Annotated in this window: 17 protein-coding genes and 5 tRNA genes; 5 read left to right on the top strand and 17 right to left on the bottom strand. The window is 63.7% G+C overall.

Going from position 1 to position 17,613, the window contains the following annotated elements; genetic code table 11:
* Positions 1–2 precede the first annotated feature (2 nt).
* The 11 genes from COCCU_RS02185 to COCCU_RS02135 form a co-directional block, all read right to left on the bottom strand.
* Entirely contained in the window at positions 3–1,484 is a 1,482-nt protein-coding gene (locus COCCU_RS02185; RefSeq protein WP_156229957.1) for a phytoene desaturase family protein, read from the bottom strand.
* A 245-nt stretch (positions 1,485–1,729) separates the two neighbouring features.
* Positions 1,730–2,437 (bottom strand): 50S ribosomal protein L1, encoded by a 708-nt coding sequence (rplA, locus tag COCCU_RS02180; RefSeq protein WP_156229956.1) that lies wholly within the window; start codon positions 2,435–2,437, stop codon positions 1,730–1,732.
* Positions 2,438–2,551: 114 nt separating this feature from the next.
* On the bottom strand, positions 2,552–2,989 hold the full coding sequence (gene rplK / locus COCCU_RS02175) for a 50S ribosomal protein L11 (RefSeq protein ID WP_156229955.1): 438 nt from the start codon (positions 2,987–2,989) through the stop codon (positions 2,552–2,554).
* Positions 2,990–3,227: 238 nt separating this feature from the next.
* On the bottom strand, positions 3,228–4,133 hold the full coding sequence (nusG, locus tag COCCU_RS02170; protein ID WP_156229954.1) for a transcription termination/antitermination protein NusG: 906 nt from the start codon (positions 4,131–4,133) through the stop codon (positions 3,228–3,230).
* A 159-nt stretch (positions 4,134–4,292) separates the two neighbouring features.
* Positions 4,293–4,616 (bottom strand): preprotein translocase subunit SecE, encoded by a 324-nt coding sequence (gene secE / locus COCCU_RS02165; RefSeq protein WP_197088411.1) that lies wholly within the window; start codon positions 4,614–4,616, stop codon positions 4,293–4,295.
* 25 nt (positions 4,617–4,641) lie between these two features.
* Positions 4,642–4,714 (bottom strand) — tRNA-Trp (locus COCCU_RS02160).
* Between the two features lie 142 nt (positions 4,715–4,856).
* A tRNA-Met gene (locus COCCU_RS02155) sits at positions 4,857–4,930 on the bottom strand.
* A 40-nt stretch (positions 4,931–4,970) separates the two neighbouring features.
* Positions 4,971–5,043 (bottom strand) — tRNA-Thr (locus COCCU_RS02150).
* Positions 5,044–5,319: 276 nt separating this feature from the next.
* Positions 5,320–5,392: transfer RNA gene (locus COCCU_RS02145), tRNA-Thr, on the bottom strand.
* Positions 5,393–5,740: 348 nt separating this feature from the next.
* Positions 5,741–5,825, bottom strand: a tRNA-Tyr gene (locus COCCU_RS02140).
* A gap of 79 nt (positions 5,826–5,904) precedes the next feature.
* Positions 5,905–6,960, bottom strand: a complete 1,056-nt coding sequence (locus tag COCCU_RS02135) for a polyprenyl synthetase family protein (protein ID WP_156229952.1) — start codon at positions 6,958–6,960, stop codon at positions 5,905–5,907.
* A gap of 161 nt (positions 6,961–7,121) precedes the next feature.
* Between COCCU_RS02135 and COCCU_RS02130 the strand changes: the two genes are divergently transcribed.
* A complete protein-coding gene (locus COCCU_RS02130) occupies positions 7,122–8,387 on the top strand; it encodes a geranylgeranyl reductase family protein (protein WP_156229951.1) in 1,266 nt (421 codons plus the stop codon).
* Here COCCU_RS02130 and COCCU_RS02125 read toward each other — a convergent pair.
* From COCCU_RS02125 to COCCU_RS02100, 6 genes are read right to left on the bottom strand one after another with little or no spacing between them, the layout of a single operon-like run.
* Positions 8,374–9,063, bottom strand: a complete 690-nt coding sequence (locus COCCU_RS02125; protein WP_156229950.1) for a demethylmenaquinone methyltransferase — start codon at positions 9,061–9,063, stop codon at positions 8,374–8,376. The two genes, COCCU_RS02130 and COCCU_RS02125, sit on opposite strands and share 14 nt — an antisense overlap.
* Positions 9,064–9,084: 21 nt before the next feature.
* A complete protein-coding gene (locus COCCU_RS02120) occupies positions 9,085–10,284 on the bottom strand; it encodes a glycosyltransferase family 4 protein (protein ID WP_156229949.1) in 1,200 nt (399 codons plus the stop codon).
* A gap of 53 nt (positions 10,285–10,337) precedes the next feature.
* Positions 10,338–10,844, bottom strand: a complete 507-nt coding sequence (locus COCCU_RS02115; protein WP_231598830.1) for a DUF3592 domain-containing protein — start codon at positions 10,842–10,844, stop codon at positions 10,338–10,340.
* On the bottom strand, positions 10,841–12,469 hold the full coding sequence (gene menD / locus COCCU_RS02110; RefSeq protein WP_156229948.1) for a 2-succinyl-5-enolpyruvyl-6-hydroxy-3-cyclohexene-1-carboxylic-acid synthase: 1,629 nt from the start codon (positions 12,467–12,469) through the stop codon (positions 10,841–10,843). Before menD ends, COCCU_RS02115 begins: the two co-directional genes overlap by 4 nt.
* Positions 12,470–12,520: 51 nt before the next feature.
* Positions 12,521–13,528 (bottom strand): o-succinylbenzoate synthase, encoded by a 1,008-nt coding sequence (locus tag COCCU_RS02105; protein ID WP_156229947.1) that lies wholly within the window; start codon positions 13,526–13,528, stop codon positions 12,521–12,523.
* A gap of 10 nt (positions 13,529–13,538) precedes the next feature.
* On the bottom strand, positions 13,539–14,144 hold the full coding sequence (locus COCCU_RS02100; protein ID WP_156229946.1) for a Type 1 glutamine amidotransferase-like domain-containing protein: 606 nt from the start codon (positions 14,142–14,144) through the stop codon (positions 13,539–13,541).
* Positions 14,145–14,221: 77 nt separating this feature from the next.
* Here COCCU_RS02100 and COCCU_RS02095 point away from each other — a divergent pair, with 77 nt between their 5' ends.
* The 4 genes from COCCU_RS02095 to COCCU_RS02080 all read left to right on the top strand — a co-directional run bounded on the left by COCCU_RS02095 (position 14,222) and on the right by COCCU_RS02080 (position 17,608).
* On the top strand, positions 14,222–14,530 hold the full coding sequence (locus tag COCCU_RS02095; RefSeq protein ID WP_156229945.1) for a 4a-hydroxytetrahydrobiopterin dehydratase: 309 nt from the start codon (positions 14,222–14,224) through the stop codon (positions 14,528–14,530).
* 63 nt (positions 14,531–14,593) lie between these two features.
* Positions 14,594–15,532, top strand: coding sequence for a 1,4-dihydroxy-2-naphthoyl-CoA synthase (locus COCCU_RS02090; RefSeq protein ID WP_156229944.1), 939 nt, complete (start codon positions 14,594–14,596; stop codon positions 15,530–15,532).
* Positions 15,533–16,063: 531 nt separating this feature from the next.
* Positions 16,064–17,320 (top strand): inorganic phosphate transporter, encoded by a 1,257-nt coding sequence (locus COCCU_RS02085; RefSeq protein WP_156229943.1) that lies wholly within the window; start codon positions 16,064–16,066, stop codon positions 17,318–17,320.
* Positions 17,321–17,608 carry a hypothetical protein gene (locus tag COCCU_RS02080; RefSeq protein ID WP_156229942.1) on the top strand — a complete coding sequence of 96 codons (288 nt, stop codon included), beginning with the start codon at positions 17,321–17,323 and terminating at the stop codon, positions 17,606–17,608.
* Positions 17,609–17,613: the final 5 nt, after the last annotated feature.

Raw genomic sequence — 17,613 nt, 5'->3', positions numbered from 1 at the left:
TCTTATTTCCCACCCTGATCCTGCATCGCGGCCCGGGCGGCCCAGGAACCGGGCACACCATGGACCCCGGCCCCGGGTGGAGTGGCTCCGGAGGCAAGGTAAAGGCCCCGCTCATTGAGCCGGTAGGGGTTCAGGGTGATGCCGGGGCGGAGCAGGGACTGCAGCCCCTGCATGCCGCCACCGGCGATATCCCCGCCGATGAGGTTGGGGTTCCAGGACTCCAGATCATCAGGGCTGTGCTGCACCTGGTGTTGGATCCGCTCCCGGAAACCGGGGGCGAAACGCTCGATCTGGGATTCAATGAGGTTGGCGATGAAACCGGGCTGCGGTTCCCGGTACCCCTGGGGCACATGCGCATAACTCCACAGCACCTGCTTGCCGGCCGCAGGTCCCGTAGCTCGGGTGGGGTCAGCCACCTGCTGCTGGCAGACCATGACGAAGGGGCGGTCCGGCATCCGACCCCGAGCCACCTCCGCCTCAGCATGTTGAATTTCATCAGGCCCGCCGACCACATGCACGGTGCTGGCTTCCCCGACCCGGGGGTCAGACCAGGGCACCGGGCCATCCAGCAGATAATCCACCTTGAACACCCCGGCACCGTACTTCCAGCCAGCCAGGCGTTTGAGTACCCGGGGGGCCAGCCCGGTGTGTTGGAGGCGCAGAATCTGGGCCGGGGTCAGGTTCAGGACGGTGGCCTCCGCGGGAGGCAGTTCCCGCAGGTCATGGACCTCTACCCCGGTGTGGATCTTCACCCCGTGCTCATTGAGGGCGCTGAGCAGGGCGTCGACCAGTCCCTGGGTGCCGCCGCGGACCACCGGCCAGCCGCGGCTCATGCCCAGTGATCCGAAGAGCAGGGCGAAGGCCGTGGTGAAGGGCCTGTTCGGTGGGGTGATGGCATGTACCCCGGAGCCGAGGAAAAGTGCCCGGGTGGATTCCTCCCGGAAGAGCATCTCCGCTGTGGTTTTGGCGGGAAGTGCCGCCAAGGTTCCGAATTGGGCCATGCGGAGGGGGTGCTTCGGCCAGCGCAACATGGGGCCCAGGATATTTTCCAGGTGCTCATCAATATTGCTCACCAGGTGGCCGTGGGCGCGCTTCCAGTTCTTGCCGTCTCCGCTCAGTCCGGCGGCGGTGGCGGCGAGGTCACGGTGCAGGAAGGCGGCGGGCTGGTCCGCCATGGGGTGCGCCATGGGATAAGTCGAGTGGCACCATTCCAGGCCATGCTTCTCCAGCTCAAACTCCCGGAATACAGGGCTGGCCACACCGAAGGGGTGGGCGGCGGCACCACGATCAACAATGGTGCCCTCCCCCAGCAGGGGGGCGGATGCTGCGGCCCCGCCGGGGTGTTCATTGCGTTCGAAGATCTCCACCTCCCACCCTTCGCGCGCCAGCTGGAGTGCGGCGCTCAGCCCATTGGGGCCGGAGCCGACGATGTTCGCCCGGGGGCGGGAATGGTGGTTGCTGTCATGGGGCTGGTTCGGTGGCATGGTGGGCAAACTCCTGAGGATTCATCGACCGGGGAATAAACGTTGTTCTTTCTTCCCCTCCATCATCCGCTCTTTCAATGAAGCTCAGGTGAGCCCCAGATGAGACATCCTTCATCAGCTGGGTGGACCTGCACAGAAGGGGTCCCAGAATGCTGCCCCGGGCAGGAGAAAACCCCGCCTCCCAGTAATTGGGTGACGGGGGTTGCCCTTAAACTATATCCCTCAGCGGGGAAACAGCGGCGGAATTACTCGCCGACGTAGTTCTTCTGCACGTGGGTGTCAACCGGGATGCCCGGGCCAGAGGTGGAGGAGAGGGTGATCTTCTTCAGGTAGATTCCCTTGGAGGAGGACGGCTTGATGCGGTTGAGCTCATCGATCAGCGCGCCGTAGTTCTCGGCGATGGCCTTGGCATCGAAGGATGCCTTACCGATGGAGGCGTGCAGGTTGGAGGCCTTGTCAACGCGGAAGGAGATCTTGCCGCCCTTGACCTCGGTGATGGCCTTGGTGACATCGTTGGTGACGGTGCCGGTCTTCGGGTTCGGCATCAGGCCACGGGGGCCCAGGACGCGAGCGATGCGGCCGATCTTGGCCATCTGATCCGGGGTGGCGATGGCGACATCGAAGTCGGTCCAGCCTTCCTGGATCTTGGCGACGAGCTCGTCGGTGCCGACGAAGTCAGCGCCAGCAGCCTCAGCCTCGGTGGCCTTCTCGCCAGCGGCGAAGACGGCGACGCGGACGGTCTTACCGGTGCCGTTCGGCATGGAGACGGTGCCGCGAACCAGCTGGTCAGCCTTACGGGGGTCAACGCCCAGACGGATGGCGACATCGACGGAAGCGTCGTAGTTCTTGGAGGAGGTCTCCTTGATCAGGGCGGCAGCCTCGATCGGGGAGTACTGCTTGTTCTGGTCAACCAGTTCAGCGGCTGCGCGGTATGCCTTGGACTTCTTGCTCATTTGCGGATTTCCTTTTCTGGAATCTTGTGGTGCGGGCCGGAGCTGGCCCTGCCACGGTTGTGCTGGGGGTGTCCCGGGGCGTGAATCCCCGGGACAGGGGGGTGTCAGGGAAAATTAACCCTGGATGGTGATGCCCATGGAGCGGGCGGTGCCGGCGATGATCTTGGCGGCAGCCTCGACGTCGTTGGCGTTGAGGTCTTCCTTCTTGGTCGCCGCGATCTCCTTGATCTGATCCATGGTGACGGATCCGACCTTGTCGGTGTGCGGGACACCGGAGCCCTTCTGCAGGCCAGCGGCCTTCAGCAGCAGCTTGGCTGCCGGCGGGGTCTTCAGCTTGAAATCGAAGCTGCGATCCTCGTAGACGGTGATCTCGACGGGGATGACGTTGCCACGCTGGGATTCGGTTGCGGCGTTGTAGGCCTTACAGAATTCCATGATGTTGACGCCGTGGGAACCCAGTGCCGGGCCAACGGGCGGTGCCGGGTTAGCGGCGCCAGCCTGGATCTGCAGCTTGATGAAGCCTGAAACCTTCTTCTTCTTCTTCGGAGCCATCGAATTACCTACTTCCCTTGATACCGGGGAGGCGTCACGATGATGACACTTCCCCGTCCGGATTCCGAGACCCGCTACCAGCCTCAAAGGACTGAGATCTTCACGTGTACCCGGCCACCGGGGATGAATGATTTTGGGCACGTCAGAAAAATGACACGCGGTGTACCAGAATACACGGCAGCCCGCCACCCACCAAACACTGTGGGGGACGGGCTGCGGTGGAACCTCAGATGCGGTATTAGGCCAGCTTCTCCACCTGGTCGGCGGTGAGCTCGACCGGGGTCTCGCGACCGAAGATCGAGACCAGGGCCTGGATCTTGCCGCTCTCCGGGTCGATCGCGGAGATGGTGGCGGAAACAGATGCCAGTGCACCGGTGAGGATGGTGACAGCCTCGCCGACCTCGAAGTCGATCTGGTTCTTCGGCCGCTTCTGCTCCTCCGGCATGGCAACCAGCTTCTCACCCTCGGCGGTGACGGCTGCAGCCTCACCGGCAGCGCCACTCTCGGCGGGCATCAGGAACTTGGCGACGTCGCGGTGCTTGACCGGGGTGGCATTGCCCTCGTTGCCTACGAAGCTGGTGACACCGGGGGTGTCACGGACGACGGACCAGGAACGGTCATTGATGTCCATGCGCACCAGGACATAACCCGGGAGCAGCTTGCGTTTGACCAGTTTCTTCTTGCCGTCCTTGATCTCGACGGCCTGCTCGATCGGGACGACCACATCGTAGATGGAGTCCTCCACCTCGAGGGTCTGGGCACGCATGTCCAGGTTGGTCTTCACCTTGTTCTCATAACCGGAGTAGCACTGGATGATGTACCACTGGCCCGGCAGCTTCTTCAGCTCGCGGGTGTACTCCCGCAGGCGCTTGCGGTGTGCGGCCTCAGCATCAAGTTCCTCCGTGTCACCGAGGGCGGCGGCTGCCGCGGCGGTGGCCGGGTCAGCTTCCTCGTTGCCGGCGCTGGCCTCAACGGCAGCTGCGGCATCCTCTTCGAAGGAGGAGGTGTCCTCCTCGATTTCCCCGGCCTGGTTGGCCTGGGCCTCAGCGAGGGCGGTCTCTGCGGCCTTGGCGAAGTCCAGGTCGGTGTTCTGTTCGGTTGCGTTCGAGGCGAATTCCTCGGAAATGCTGTTCTCGTCGCTCATGATTTCTCCCAAACTTAATTCATCGTCGTCCGTCAACTCCCGCAGCGGGGCGACCGAGCTGTCTGGGTCACCATGTTACCTGCGGGATCTGGCAAATAATTATCCCGCCGACTCTTTGAGGAGTCGGCGGGATCAAGATCTGTATATCTAGGAGTCTACCTAGGGTGTCAGTACTGCTTCAACTCCGAGGCCGGCCAGGAAGTCAACGCCGGAGACCAGTGCGGTGAGCACGATCAGGAAGGCGAACACCACCAGGGTGTAGGTGACCATCTGGCGCGCGGTGGGCCAGACAACCTTACCCATCTCCGAGACAACTTCCGGCAGGAAGCGGGTGACGGAACCACCCGGGGAATCATCGTCCTTGGGTTCCGGTGCGAGACGCTTGGCCTCATAAGAGGAGGTGGAGGTCGTAGACACACCAGCCAGCTGTCGCTTACCGGCGGGACGGAGTGAACCGTCCTTGTCCAGCTGATCTTCGCTCACGACACTCCTCAGATAGAAAACTTTGCAGGGGCGACAGGACTCGAACCTGCAACCTACGGTTTTGGAGACCGTTGCTCTACCAATTGAACTACGCCCCTATTGGCCCCCATAACTAGAGGGCCTAAACTATCCTACCAGAGAAGAAATCTTCCGGAGAAAACTACCCCCTGGCTGGAGTTTGGGAAAAGAAAAGGCACCTTCCGCGGCCAAGACCGAAGATGGTGCCGATCTTTGTCCCAGTAGCGATGGAGGGATTCGAACCCTCGACCTCGCGATTATGAGTCGCGCGCTCTCACCAACTGAGCTACATCGCCAAGTGTTCCGCCTCCGCAGCACGCGTGAGACAAAAAACAGAGCCCCCTATCAGAATCGAACTGATGACCTTTTCCTTACCATGGAAACGCTCTACCGACTGAGCTAAGGGGGCATAGTCATTACTTGATCAGGACTCACTTATTTGTGGGCCCCTCTCGTTGCGACCTCCAAAAGATTAACCCGACATACATTTGGAACACAAATCGGCAGGAAGACATAGGTTTTTATCCTTTTCCGGCGCCACCCCGAAGCACGACTCCCCGGAACCCGTCCCACCCTCCGGGGATCTCGGCGACAGAACCCCGAAGCTCCCCCGTTCCCCGGGAAAAACAAAAATCCCTGACTGAGAACCTACCGGTCCAGAGTCAGGGTGACTGCGAAAAAGCAGAGCCCCCTATCAGAATCGAACTGATGACCTTTTCCTTACCATGGAAACGCTCTACCGACTGAGCTAAGGGGGCATGATCACAGTGCAGGGAGGAACTTTTCCAAGCTTCGCCCCTGTGCGATCAACCAAGAGATTAGCCTGAGTTGCCCGAAGAACACAATCGCCAGCTGAGAGCCCCTTTTTTCACTCACCCCAGTCACTCCTGCAAACCCCGGGAACCTCCCAGCGCCCCGGGGAGCACACCGCCCACATTGCCCCCAAGGCCCCCGCTGGCGCCGGAGGCCACCCCGGGGGACGTCGATAAGCGCCTCACAGGGACTGCAGCGCGCCGGCACAGACTTCAGGGCGGCCCCAGCGAGCCGAGCCACCAACCCTGGAAACACCAAAAGAGCCCATCCGATTTCTCGGATGAGCTCTGATCTGGTGCCAGATGAAGGATTTGAACCTTCGAAGGCTGAGCCGGCGGATTTACAGTCCGCTCCCTTTGGCCACTCGGGCAATCTGGCGTTGCACCATTGCTGGTGCGCTTCAATACTTTAGAGGCACTGCCGGAGATACCGCAAATCGGCAGGACAGAAGCGGTTTTTAACCGACCCGGCGGGAGCTGATCTCCGCCAGGGTGCGCAGCGCTGCGGTGACCTGGTTCTGTGGCAGCAGATCCAGCTGCTCCTCCGCCTCGGCCAGGTAGTGCTTGATATCGGCCAGGGCGCGGGCCCGGCCGGTGGATTCGGCAAGCAGGTCGAGTACCCGTGCCACGGTGGCGTCATCGGTGACGGGGCCGGTGAGCAGTCCGCGTAGTTCTGCACCGACCGGGGTGTCCTCCGCCATGGCGTAGAGCACGGGAAGGGTGAACACCCCTTCCCGCAGATCAGTGCCGGGGGTCTTCCCTGACTCATCGGGGTCGGAGAAGATGTCGATGATGTCATCGACGATCTGGAAGACCATGCCGATGGCGGAGCCATAACGCTTGAGGGCGTTGATTTCCGCCTCCTCGGCACCCCCATGGAGGGCTCCGAGGTAACCGGCGGAGGCGATGAGCACACCCGTCTTCTCCCGGATGACCTTGGTGTAGTGCTCGATGGGGTCCTCATCCCGGGCACCGATGGTTTCGCGCATCTGCCCGGTCACCAGGTCACCGAAGGTTTCGGCGAAATGGGCGACGGTTTCCGACCCCAGCTCGGACATGAGCTTGGAGGCGTGCGCCAGGAGAATGTCACCGGCGAGGATGGCCACTGAGTTGGACCAGCGGTGATTGGCGGATTCCACCCCACGGCGACGCTCCGCCTCATCCATCACATCATCGTGATAGAGGGTGGCCAGGTGGACGATCTCGACCACCGCGCCGGCCTTGATGACCCGCTCACTTTCCGGGTCGCTGCCATATTGCGCGGCAAGCAGCGCGAACATGGGGCGGAAACGCTTGCCACCGGCCTCAGCCAGGTGCAGCACCTTGTCCACGAGGAAGTCTTCGCCACGGGAAAGTTCGGCCCGCAGGAGGGTCTCGATCTTGAGCATGCCCTGGGTGATTCGGGCGTTGAGCTGCTCATCTCCGAAATCAATGACTCCGTTAACAGCGCCGGTCAGTTCCGGCTCCACCCGGTGTCCGGAGGGACTCGGCGGAGTGTTGTGACCGTTGCTCATGTGTTGGGTGTCCTTGCAGCTCAGCTAAGATTCCGAAGTGACCGGCGGGTGGTCATCATGGGAATTATCCAGTAGGAGTTCGCACTTAACCGTAGTCCAAACCATGGAGACGGGGCACCCTGGGGTCATCCCTCCCCCGGCGGTGGTGCGACAATGGGCATGTGAGTGTTCAGAACCAGCACGTAGACGTCCTCGTCATCGGGGCCGGCCCGACCGGTTCCACCGCCGCCCTGCACGCCGCGGAGTCCGGCTTCGAGACCCTGCTCATCGACGCCGCCGAATTCCCCCGCGATAAAACCTGCGGTGATGGCCTGACCCCGCGGGCGGTGAATCAGCTGCAGAAACTCGGCCTGGCGGATGAGGTGACCTCCTCCCACCGCAACCGGGGCCTGAAGCTGCACGGTTACGGTGGTTCCGTGACCGCACCCTGGCCGGAGGGTCACTATGGCACGGTGGGTTCGGCCATGCCACGCACGCTTTTCGACGCCCTCCTGGTCGCCGCCGCAGTCCAGCGCGGGGTGCAGCTCTGGGAAGGGGCAACCGCCACCGGGGTGGAGTTCGACGGTGCCCGACTGGATCGGGTCCGCATCAGTGTGGCTGGCCGCGAGGTGGAGGTCACCGCAAAGTATGTGCTGGTCGCCGATGGGGTGCGTTCCACCTTCGGCAAGTTGCTGGGCCGGCGGTGGCACCGTGGGGAGGTTTACGGCATCGCCGCACGTTCCTACTGCTCCTCCACCCGCTCCGATGATGAGTGGATGCATTCCCATGTGGAGCTCCGCGATGCCGATGATGTGGTGCAGCCCGGTTATGGCTGGATCTTCCCCCTCGGTAACGGGGATGTGAACCTCGGCCTGGGGGCACTTTCCACGGAGGAACGCCCGGCGAAGATCAACACCAAGAAGCTGCTGCATTTCTACGCTGATCAGCAGCGCACGGACTGGGGGCTGGGTCAGCCCCGCGAGGTGGCCTCCGCCCTGCTGCCCATGGGTGGGGCGGTGTCCAATGTCGCCGGCCGGAACTGGATGCTGCTTGGCGACGCCGCGGCCTGTGTCAACGCCCTCAATGGTGAGGGCATTGACTATGGCATGGAGACCGCGGAAATGGCGGTCAATCTGCTGGATGCGGGGAGCGGCAGGGACTTCACCCTGCTCTGGCCGGAGGTGCTCCGCGCCCATTATGGGGAGGCTTTTCTCCTGGCCCGTACTGCGGCCCGGCTGCTGACCTACCCCGCTTTCCTGCCGCTGGTGGGCCCTCTGGGACTGCGGGGCCCGGTGGGGGCGACGCTGATGCCGGCGGCGGCCCGCCTGATGGGCAATCTGATCACCGATGCGGATCGGGATCTGATGGCCCGGCTCTGGCGGACCGCTGGAAGGGTGGTCTCCGGAGTCCGTAAGGACAGCCCGCTGTGGGACGCTACTCCGGTTTGATCGCCGAGTGGATGGCGACGATACCGAAGGTCAGGTCCTGCCAGCCACTGTCCGACCAACCGTTGCGGTTGATCTCCCGGGCCAGGCCCTCCTGCCCGGGCCACTCCCGGATGGAGTCCGCCAGATACTCATAGGCTGCCGGGTTGGAGGAGACCAGGCGCGCCACCTTGGGCAGCAGGCGCATCAGGTATTCCTTGTACAGGGTGCCGAAGACGGGCACCGTGGGGGTGGAGAACTCATTGACCAGGAGTCGGCCACCGGGTCGAGTGACCCGGGCCATTTCGCGCAGGCCGGCCCGGAAGTCATGGATATTGCGCAGCCCGTAGGAGATGGTGACCGCATCGAAGCTGTTGTCGGCGAAGGGCAGCTGCATGCCATCCCCGACCACCTTCGGCACATCGCGGTCCCGACCGGCGGCCAGCATGCCCTGGGAGAAGTCGCAGGCGACCACCCAGGCCCCGGATTTGCTCAGTTCCACCGTCGAGACGGCGGTGCCTGCCGCCAGGTCCAACACCTTCTCCCCCGGCTGCAGGGCGAGACGTTCGCGGGCCTTCTTGCGCCAGACACGGTCCTGCCCGAAGGAGAGGATCGTGTTGGTCAGGTCGTATTTTTCTCCGACGTCGTCAAACATGGACGCCACGTCGAAGGGTTTCTTGTCGAGAGATGCCTTAGCCACAGTCCCCCAGTCTAGGTGAGGCTAGTCGGAACGGCCCCTGAGGGCACGGGCAGCCCACATCGGCAGCTCTGGGCGGGGCCCGAAGAAGGTCAGCGGAACACGTCGTGTCTCCGCCAGAACCTCCTCGTAGTAGTCGAGCAGCTGAGCACCCAGGGCCTCCCAGGTTTTATCGGCCACCCCGGCCCGCGCATTGTGGCGGAGCTGCTCGTGTCGGCTGTCATCGAGGAGATATTCCGCAGCCGCCGGCAGATCCCGGCTGAAGGTTTCCACCTCCAGCAGGCGACCATTGTGGTCATCGTGGATCAGGTCGACGGGGCCACCGGCGCGGGGGCCGATGGTGGGGACCCCGGAGGCCTGGGCCTCCTGGATGGCCTGGCAGAAGGTCTCGAATTCACCGGCGTGGACGAAAAGGTCGAGGGTGGCGTAGGCCTCGGCGAGTTTCTCCCCGTGGAGAGCTCCGGTGAACACCGCATCCGGCAGCAACTCTTCAAGGGCCTGTCGTTCCGGGCCGTCACCGACGATGACCAGCTGGATGTCCTTGCGTCCGGAAAGGGGGGCCAGGCGGTGGACCCCCTTTTCGGCGGCCAGGCGGCCGACGAATCCGACGATCTTCTTGCGGCCGTCCGGGTTCCAGCGGCGACGCAGACCGGGGTTGCGTTTGGCAGGGTTGAAGCGGACCGTGTCAACTCCCCGGGCCCAGTGCCGGACGTTCTGGACCCCGTGTTCCTCCAGCTCAGCGATGGTGAGGGAGGAGGGTGCCAGGGTGAGCTGGCACATGTTGTGGATGGTGCGGGTCCATTCCCAGATGGCGGCGGAAAGCCCGGCCAGGTGGTAGCGGGTGGAAAATCCGGCGATATCGGTCTGGAAGAGGGCGACCGCCGGGATCCGCAGCTGACGGGCAGCGAAGGAACCCGCTCCGCCGAGGACGAAGGGGGAGGCCAGGTGGATGAGGTCCGGTTGGAAGCTACGCAACGCCAGGGTGACTGAAGCGGTGGGCACCCCCACCGGCAGGGAGTTGATCAGGGGCACCTTGATGGTGGGTACCCGGACAATCTCGAAACCGAGGTAGGAGGGGATCTCCTCCTCGAAGTCCCGAGCTCCGGGGGCGATCACCATGGCCTCATGCCCCTCCCGGTGGAGGTGCTCTAAGACCCGCAGCACTGAGTTTGTGACGCCATTGACATTGGGCAGGAAGGATTCCGCAACGATCGCAACTCGCATAGGCGTTATCTTCTCCGATCCAGACTAAAACGAACCTAGTTTCACATTTACTTCTAGAGAAGCTTTGGTGAACTAGACCTTTTTGACCCAGCTGTACCAGGTTTCCCGGCAACCTTCTTGGGCCTCGTGAAGAAATTCACACTGAACCAGAGGATAGCGGTGACCACCAGCACCCAGAAACCGACACTGAGCGCCGGGATGATCGAGAGGGTCCATTCCCGGTGTTCCACCTTCACCAGATCAGGATCTGATTTCGCATAGTTGACCCATACCCGCTGGCCCTCCCCCAATCCGGTGGGATAGAGCAGCCCCGTGGAGGGCGAATGGTAGATGCCCTCCTCATCCTGGAAGTCCACGGTGGTGCGCAGCGCACCCACCCCGGTGACGATCGCCAGGGCCCGCCCCTGATCCGCGGCGATGCTGCGGTCATTGAGGAAGGGGCCGGCCACCATGCCGAAGGTTCCCAGCAGAGCAAGGGTACATAAGGCCAGCACCAGCTGGTGGAGCCTGCGACGTACCCCCGGTCGGGCATCCTCCACCGGGGTGGGGATCTCACTCACAGCCCGATCTTCTCCTTCAGCTGGCGGTGCAGGGCACGCCGGGTACCCCGGGTGATGCGGGCCTCGATCACCTGATACCCAGCCGGGGACTCGGTGGTGTCCAACAGGGCGTCGATAAGCTCACGCAGCGTGCCCACCTCACGGTGCGCCACCCCGTAGCCCGCGCAGAGGGCCGCCAGATCAGCGCCGTGCGGGGTGCCGAAGACCCGGTCGAAATCACGGCGCAGGCCGGGGGCACCCACCTCCAGGGACTCGAAGATGCCGCCGCCGTCATCATTGGCCACCACAATCGTCAGGTTCTCCGGGCGGCGCTCATCGGGGCCGATCTGCAGACCGTTGATGTCATGCAGGAAGGTGATGTCGCCGAGCAGGGCCACGGTGCGCGGAGCGCGTGGTTCGGCGGGGTGGGCCGCCTGGGTGGCCAGGGCGACACCCACCGCCTGGGAGACGGTGCCGTCGATACCGGCGACCCCACGGGCCGCATAGGTGTCCACCCCGTCGAAGGGCATACCCAGCAGGCTGGCATCACGCACCGGGTTGGAGGAACCCAACACCAGGGTGTCCCCCGTACCGAGGGTGTCCGTCACCGCGGCGGCGACATGCAGCCCGGTGAACCCGTGTTCCTCAACCTCCAGGGTCTCCCGCATCGCGGTGGCACCCAGCTCGGCGGCCGCCGCACAGATCTTCAGCCACTCCCGGGAAGGCTCACCCTTGACCTTCAGGGAACTGCCGCGCCGGGTGGCATTGCCGGAGGGGTCGGTGAACTGGCTCGTGCGGGACAGCAGGGTCACCTGGATCTCGGGGTCCGCCATCAGGGCGAGCACCTCACGGTGCAGGGTGGGATGACCGACCACCACCAGCTGCTTCGGCTTGGTGTCCACCACATAGTCATTGGCGGAAATCTGCTGGTGGGCGAACACCCCCGCAGCCAGGGGGTGGACCGGGTTATAAGGTGCCGGGGCGGTGGGCTCAGCGATGGTGGGAACATCCTCCAGCCCCTCCACCGGCCATGCCTCATCACCCATGATGACCAGGGTGTTCAGGCTCAGATCCAGCTCCAGCTCACCATGGTCGACGAAGTGAGAATTCGGGGACACCCGGGCCACTGCGGGGCCCGCCTCAGGCAGGGACTCCCCCACCAGCGGATCATCGAAGGCCACATTGAGATGCACCTGGGCGGATGCCCGAAAAGCCTGCTCCACCCGCCCCAGATCAGTGATGTCATTGAGCTGGGTGGTCGGTGCGTAGGAACCGAAAAGCCCCTGCTGCTGGATGCTCTGGGAAGCACCCGTGCCAATCAGACGTTCCGGACGGTCCGCACTGATCACCACCAGCGGGGTATGGGAATGGGCGGCCTCCACCATCGCCGGCAGGCAATTGGCCACCGCGGTACCGGAGGTCATCATCACACCGACGGGACGCTGCTGCACCCTGGCCATGCCCAGGGCCAGGAAGGAGGCACTGCGCTCATCAAGCCGGACATGCACCCGGATATCGGGGCGCGCCAGCAGCGCCAGGGAAAGCGGGGAGTTCCGGGAACCGGGACACAGGACCACGTCACTGAGGTTTTCAGCGAGCTTCGCGGCGAGAGCGGTGGCCAGGGAGATCGATTCGGGTTGCGACATGGACCCGAGTCTACTTCGCGAAACTCCCATCCCCGCACCCACACCAGGGGGTCAGAGGAAGGCCAGGGACTCCCGCACCCTCTCAAACCAGAATGCCCGCCGCTCCGGGGCCGCTGCCAGGGCGGCGATGCGATCGCGTTCCGGCACGATCGGAGCCGTGGACATGAATCCCTCCTCAAACTGGCGCGCCGGGGCCACATCCTCCAGGAAGAGGGAACCGGTGGCCAGGCCGGCGGCGGCCGGAGGCACATCAAGCAGGTCATCATCATCCAGTTTCGGCAGGGCCGCCACGGCTGCAAACCCGGCGTTCATACCCACTGCGGTGTCCAGGGCGCTGGCCACGGTCACATCCACCTGGGAGGCCCGCAACCGGGTGGCGATATCCAGCAGGCGACGCACCCCACCCAAGGGGGCGACCTTGAGCACCGCCACATCCGCGGCCCGCAGCTGCGCCACCTTGAAGGGGTCATCGGCCCGACGGATGGATTCATCTGCGGCCACCCGGACGAAGATCCCGGCGCGTTGCAGGGACATGCGGACCTCGGCGAGTTCTTCGGCGCTGTGGCAGGGCTGTTCGAGGTAGTCCAGGGGGCCCAGGGAGCGGGCTGCTTCGAGGGCTTCCGCCACGGTCCAGCCCCGGTTGGCGTCGACGCGGATGACTGCGCCGGGGCGGGCCTGGCGGACTGCTTCGACGCGCGCGATGTCATCGGCGAGGGTCTGGCCGTGTTCGGCGACCTTGATTTTGATGGTGCGGCAGCCGGGGTAGCGGTCGAGGATGTCGGGGACCTGGGCGGGGTCGACGGCGGGGATGGTGGCGTTGACTTCGATGCGGTCCCGGAGTGGTTCGGGGAATCCGGTCCAGGCGGCTTCGATGCCGGAGCGGAGCCAGGCGGCGGCTTCCTCAGGCCCGTATTCGAGGAAGGGGGAGAATTCTCCCCAGCCGGCGGGGCCGTCGATGAGCAGTGCTTCGCGGGTGTCGACGCCGCGGAATCGCACCCTCATGGGTAGGGCGACGACGTGGGCGCGTTCGAGGATTTCATCGACGGAGGGAGTGTTCATGGTGTCCACCTTAGATAAGACAGGTGTGGGAATCCTCGATGAGCAGGGCTTCGCCGTCCCGGAGGAGGAGCAGGGGGTGTTCCTGGCCGTAGCGGCGCACGAGCTCGGCGTAGGTCTCGATGGGGAAGAGCGGGATGTTGCCGCTGGCATGGGGGATGATGACCCGGTCGGTGAATCCCAGCCCGCGGTGGTCGCTGAGTTCGGGGGCGATGGCGGGGTCGTCGAGAAGCGAGACGGGTTCGATGCTGGGGCCGGCGATGACGGAGCCGGCGCTGCAGCCAATATAGGGCAGGCCGGCGTGGACGTGTCGGCTGAGTATGTCATCGGTGCCGGTGGAGCGCAGTACCCAGGCCAGGTCGAAGGTTTCCCCGCCGGCGACGTAGACCCCGTCGACGTTGTGGAGGATGCGGTCGACCTCCGTGGGGTCGGTGTCGGCCAGGGGCAGTTCCTTAAGTTCCAGGCCGTGGCCGCGGAGCATCTCCCTCTCGACCTGGGTGTCGGGGTGGGTGGCGAAGCTGCGGGCGGCGTCGGAGATGTAGGCGATGGTGCGACCGCCTTCCCCGGGAATGAATTCGGCGATGTGGGGGTGTCCGAAGGAGGTCAGCAGCAGTTTCATGGCCGCCAGGGTACGGCAGAGGGCACACCTGGAACAGGGGGTGTTCATCGGGTGCTTTTGAGGGGAGGATGGGGGTTATGAATGATCACAAGCAGAGACTGACCCCTGACCAGATCGCCGCGGCCAACCTGGTTGGCTGGGAACAGGTCGAGGACACCATTCAGGCTGAGTTTGACACCGGTGATTTCGCCACCGGCCTCCGCCTGCTCAACCTGATCGGGGAATCCGCGGAGGCCGCCAACCACCATCCGGACCTCACCCTGACCTATCCTTCCCTGGCGGTGACTCTGTCCAGTCATGACATCGGTGGTCTCAGCAGCCGGGATGTGGACCTGGCCCGCCAGATAAATGAGCATGCTGCCTCCCTGGGGGTGGAACACGCCTGAATCGCCGGGGTAGATAATGCGCTGTGGCGTCCGCTGCGGCGCACTATTACTAGGCTGTCAGGCATGAGCAATTACAGCACCGAGAATCCTTTTGATCCCACGCAGTGGCGCACCGTCCCCGGTTTTGAGGACCTGAGCGACATCACCTATCACCGCCATGTGGGCACCGAGCGGGTGGACGGGATCGTCCGCATCGCCTTTGATCGGCCGGAGGTGCGTAATGCCTTCCGTCCGCACACCGTGGATGAGCTCTACCGGGTACTCGATCATGCCCGCCGGACCCCGGATGTGGGTACGGTGCTGCTCACCGGCAACGGTCCCAGTGAGAAGGATGGCGGTTGGGCCTTCTGTTCCGGTGGTGACCAGCGGATCCGAGGGCGTTCCGGTTACCGCTACGCCGAGGGTGAGACCGCGAACACCGTTGATGAGGCACGCACGAAGGTGGAGGGTGGTCGTTTGCACATCCTGGAGGTGCAGCGGTTGATCCGCACCATGCCGAAGGTGGTGATCGCGGTGGTCAACGGCTGGGCCGCCGGTGGCGGGCATTCCCTGCATGTGGTCTGTGACCTGACCATCGCCTCCCGCCAGGAGGCGCGTTTCAAGCAGACTGATGCTGATGTCGGTTCCTTCGACGCCGGTTATGGTTCCGCCTATCTGGCGAAGATGGTGGGTCAGAAGTATGCCCGTGAGATCTTCTTCCTGGGCCGGACCTATGGTGCGGAGCGGATGCAGCAGATGGGTGCGGTCAATATCGTCGCCGATCATGCTGAGCTGGAGGCCGAGGCCATTCAGGTCGCCCGGGAGATCAACGGTAAGTCCCCCACTGCGCAGCGCATGTTGAAGTTCGCCTTCAACCTGACCGATGACGGCTTGATGGGTCAGCAGGTTTTCGCTGGTGAGGCCACCCGCCTGGCGTACATGACCGATGAGGCAGTGGAGGGTAAGGAGTCTTTCCTGGAGAAGCGGGATCCGGACTGGTCACAGTTCCCCTACTACTACTAGCTGATTGGTTCCTGGGAGGGTCGTCACAGGTAACGCAAAGCGAGAGTGTTCAGAATCGAAGTTGTGGACAACGACCTAAACACTCTCGCAACAATGACTCTACGTCACCACCGGGGACTTCAGCAATACCCCACCCATACCTGGTCCTTCACTGCCCCAGCTGGATGATTGATTTCTGGGGCGGACCAACCCTCCAAGGGAAGCGCTGCCCCCCAAGGAGGGTTCTTTTATGCCCGAGTGTGGGGAGAAGGAAAATCAGCAGCCCCCGAAGTGGGTTAAATTCATCAACTGTTCATGCAGTAGGTTCCGAGTGTCCATTTATGGGCTAAAAGATGCGGGCAGCCCTACCCCTACCCACCCCCACCAGAAAAGCGCACGTTAAAGATGGGCCACCCCAACTATCGTGTGGCCCCAATACACTGTCCCACCCCCCAGTGGGGGCGGCAACTGTGATTTATGCCATGATCTCCCCTGCTCAGAACCTTTTTTCGATGTCTGAACCCACCCATCTCTGGGGCATACTGACTCCTCGTGACCGAGTTGATAATTCTCCTGATCGTGATTCTCACGGCTCTCGCCTTTGATTTCACGAATGGTTTCCACGACACCGGCAATGCGATGGCCACCTCCATCGCCACCGGAGCCCTCCGCCCCAAAACTGCTGTGACCCTCTCCGCCGTCCTGAACCTGGTGGGTGCCTTCCTCTCCGTGGAGGTGGCGGCCACCGTCGCCAAGGGCATCGTCGACCTCGACCAGTTCGACCTGGGCAATGCCCTGGACGCCCACCAACTGCTGCTTGTGGTCTTCGCCGGCCTGATCGGCGCCATCGTGTGGAACCTGCTGACCTGGCTGGTGGGCCTGCCCTCCAGCTCCTCTCACGCCCTCTTCGGCGGCCTGATCGGCGCCGCGATCGCCTCCCTCGGCGTCGGCGGTGTGGTCTGGGAGGGGGTGCTGGCCAAGATGATCCTGCCCGCCCTGGCCGCCCCCGTGGTTGCCGGACTAGTCGCCGCCATCGGCACCTTCGCGATCTACGCCATCACCAGGACGGTCGCCGAGAATGACAAGAACCGCTATTTCCGTTGGGGCCAGATCGGCTCCGCATCCCTGGTTTCCCTGGCACACGGCACCAATGACGCCCAGAAGACCATGGGTGTCATCTTCCTTGCCCTGGTCGCCACCGGCCATGTCGGCCAGGATGCCGACATTCCCTTCTGGGTCAAGGCCTCCTGTGCCCTGGCCATCGCCGTGGGCACCTACATGGGTGGCTGGCGCGTGATCCGCACCCTGGGCAAGGGTCTGGTCGAGATCGACTCCCCGCAGGGCATGGCCGCTGAAGCCTCCTCGGCCGCCATCATCCTCACCTCCTCCCACTTCGGCATGGCACTGTCCACCACCCATGTGGCCACCGGCTCCATCATGGGCACCGGCATCGGCCGCAAGGGCGCCTCGGTCCGCTGGTCCGTCGCCGGCCGGATGGGTCTCGCCTGGCTGATCACCCTGCCCTGTTCCGCAGCCGTCGGCGCGCTCTGCTGGTTACTGGCACACGGGGTCGGGTACTTCACCACAGACCTGATCGGCGTGTTGCTCGCCTTCGCTCTGCTGCTGGCCCTGTCCGGCCTGATCTTCGCCCGTTCCACCAAGGAACCCATCAACCCGGACAACGTCAATTCCGACTGGGATGAGGAAAACAACGGCCTGACCCCCGTCGCGGCACAGATGTCCGCCCCGCAGCACAGCCCCCAGCACCAGAACACCCCGGACGTCGCCATGTCGGTGGAGGAGAAGTAGATGGACATGAACACCCTCTTCAGCAGCCTCATCGAGGTCACCATCGTCGGCATCCTGCTCGGCGCCGGGCTGCCCGCCCTCTTCGCCCTGGGCATCCGCCTCGCCCACGGCTCCAACGTGACCACCGCTGACGGCATGGTCACCCACAACGCCAACCCCCTGGGCAAAACCGCCGCCGGCATCTGCTTCGCCATCATCATCTTCGCCGTCCTCATCGGCATCCTCTGGGTCACCAAGTCCACGATCCACCAGTACTTCAACCTCGACCTCTTCGGCACCGAAAGCTGATAACC

Source organism: Corynebacterium occultum (assembly GCF_009734425.1).
Taxonomy (GTDB): Bacteria; Actinomycetota; Actinomycetes; order Mycobacteriales; family Mycobacteriaceae; genus Corynebacterium; species Corynebacterium occultum.
The sequence above is the reverse complement of the archived record's forward strand: the minus strand, read 5'-3'. Positions and strand labels throughout refer to the sequence as shown.

Excerpts from the sequence above, each read along its gene's own strand:
- nusG (WP_156229954.1), bottom strand. The coding sequence starts at position 4,133 with ATGAGCGACGAGAACAGCATTTCCGAGGAATTCGCCTCGAACGCAACC.
- COCCU_RS02105 (WP_156229947.1), bottom strand. The coding sequence starts at position 13,528 with ATGAACACTCCCTCCGTCGATGAAATCCTCGAACGCGCCCACGTCGTC.
- rplK (WP_156229955.1), bottom strand. The coding sequence starts at position 2,989 with ATGGCTCCGAAGAAGAAGAAGAAGGTTTCAGGCTTCATCAAGCTGCAG.
- rplA (WP_156229956.1), bottom strand. The coding sequence starts at position 2,437 with ATGAGCAAGAAGTCCAAGGCATACCGCGCAGCCGCTGAACTGGTTGAC.
- COCCU_RS02135 (WP_156229952.1), bottom strand. The coding sequence starts at position 6,960 with ATGAGCAACGGTCACAACACTCCGCCGAGTCCCTCCGGACACCGGGTG.
- COCCU_RS02090 (WP_156229944.1), top strand. The coding sequence starts at position 14,594 with ATGAGCAATTACAGCACCGAGAATCCTTTTGATCCCACGCAGTGGCGC.
- COCCU_RS02095 (WP_156229945.1), top strand. The coding sequence starts at position 14,222 with ATGAATGATCACAAGCAGAGACTGACCCCTGACCAGATCGCCGCGGCC.
- menD (WP_156229948.1), bottom strand. The coding sequence starts at position 12,469 with ATGTCGCAACCCGAATCGATCTCCCTGGCCACCGCTCTCGCCGCGAAG.
- COCCU_RS02100 (WP_156229946.1), bottom strand. The coding sequence starts at position 14,144 with ATGAAACTGCTGCTGACCTCCTTCGGACACCCCCACATCGCCGAATTC.
- COCCU_RS02185 (WP_156229957.1), bottom strand. The coding sequence starts at position 1,484 with ATGCCACCGAACCAGCCCCATGACAGCAACCACCATTCCCGCCCCCGG.
- COCCU_RS02080 (WP_156229942.1), top strand. The coding sequence starts at position 17,321 with ATGGACATGAACACCCTCTTCAGCAGCCTCATCGAGGTCACCATCGTC.
- COCCU_RS02120 (WP_156229949.1), bottom strand. The coding sequence starts at position 10,284 with ATGCGAGTTGCGATCGTTGCGGAATCCTTCCTGCCCAATGTCAATGGC.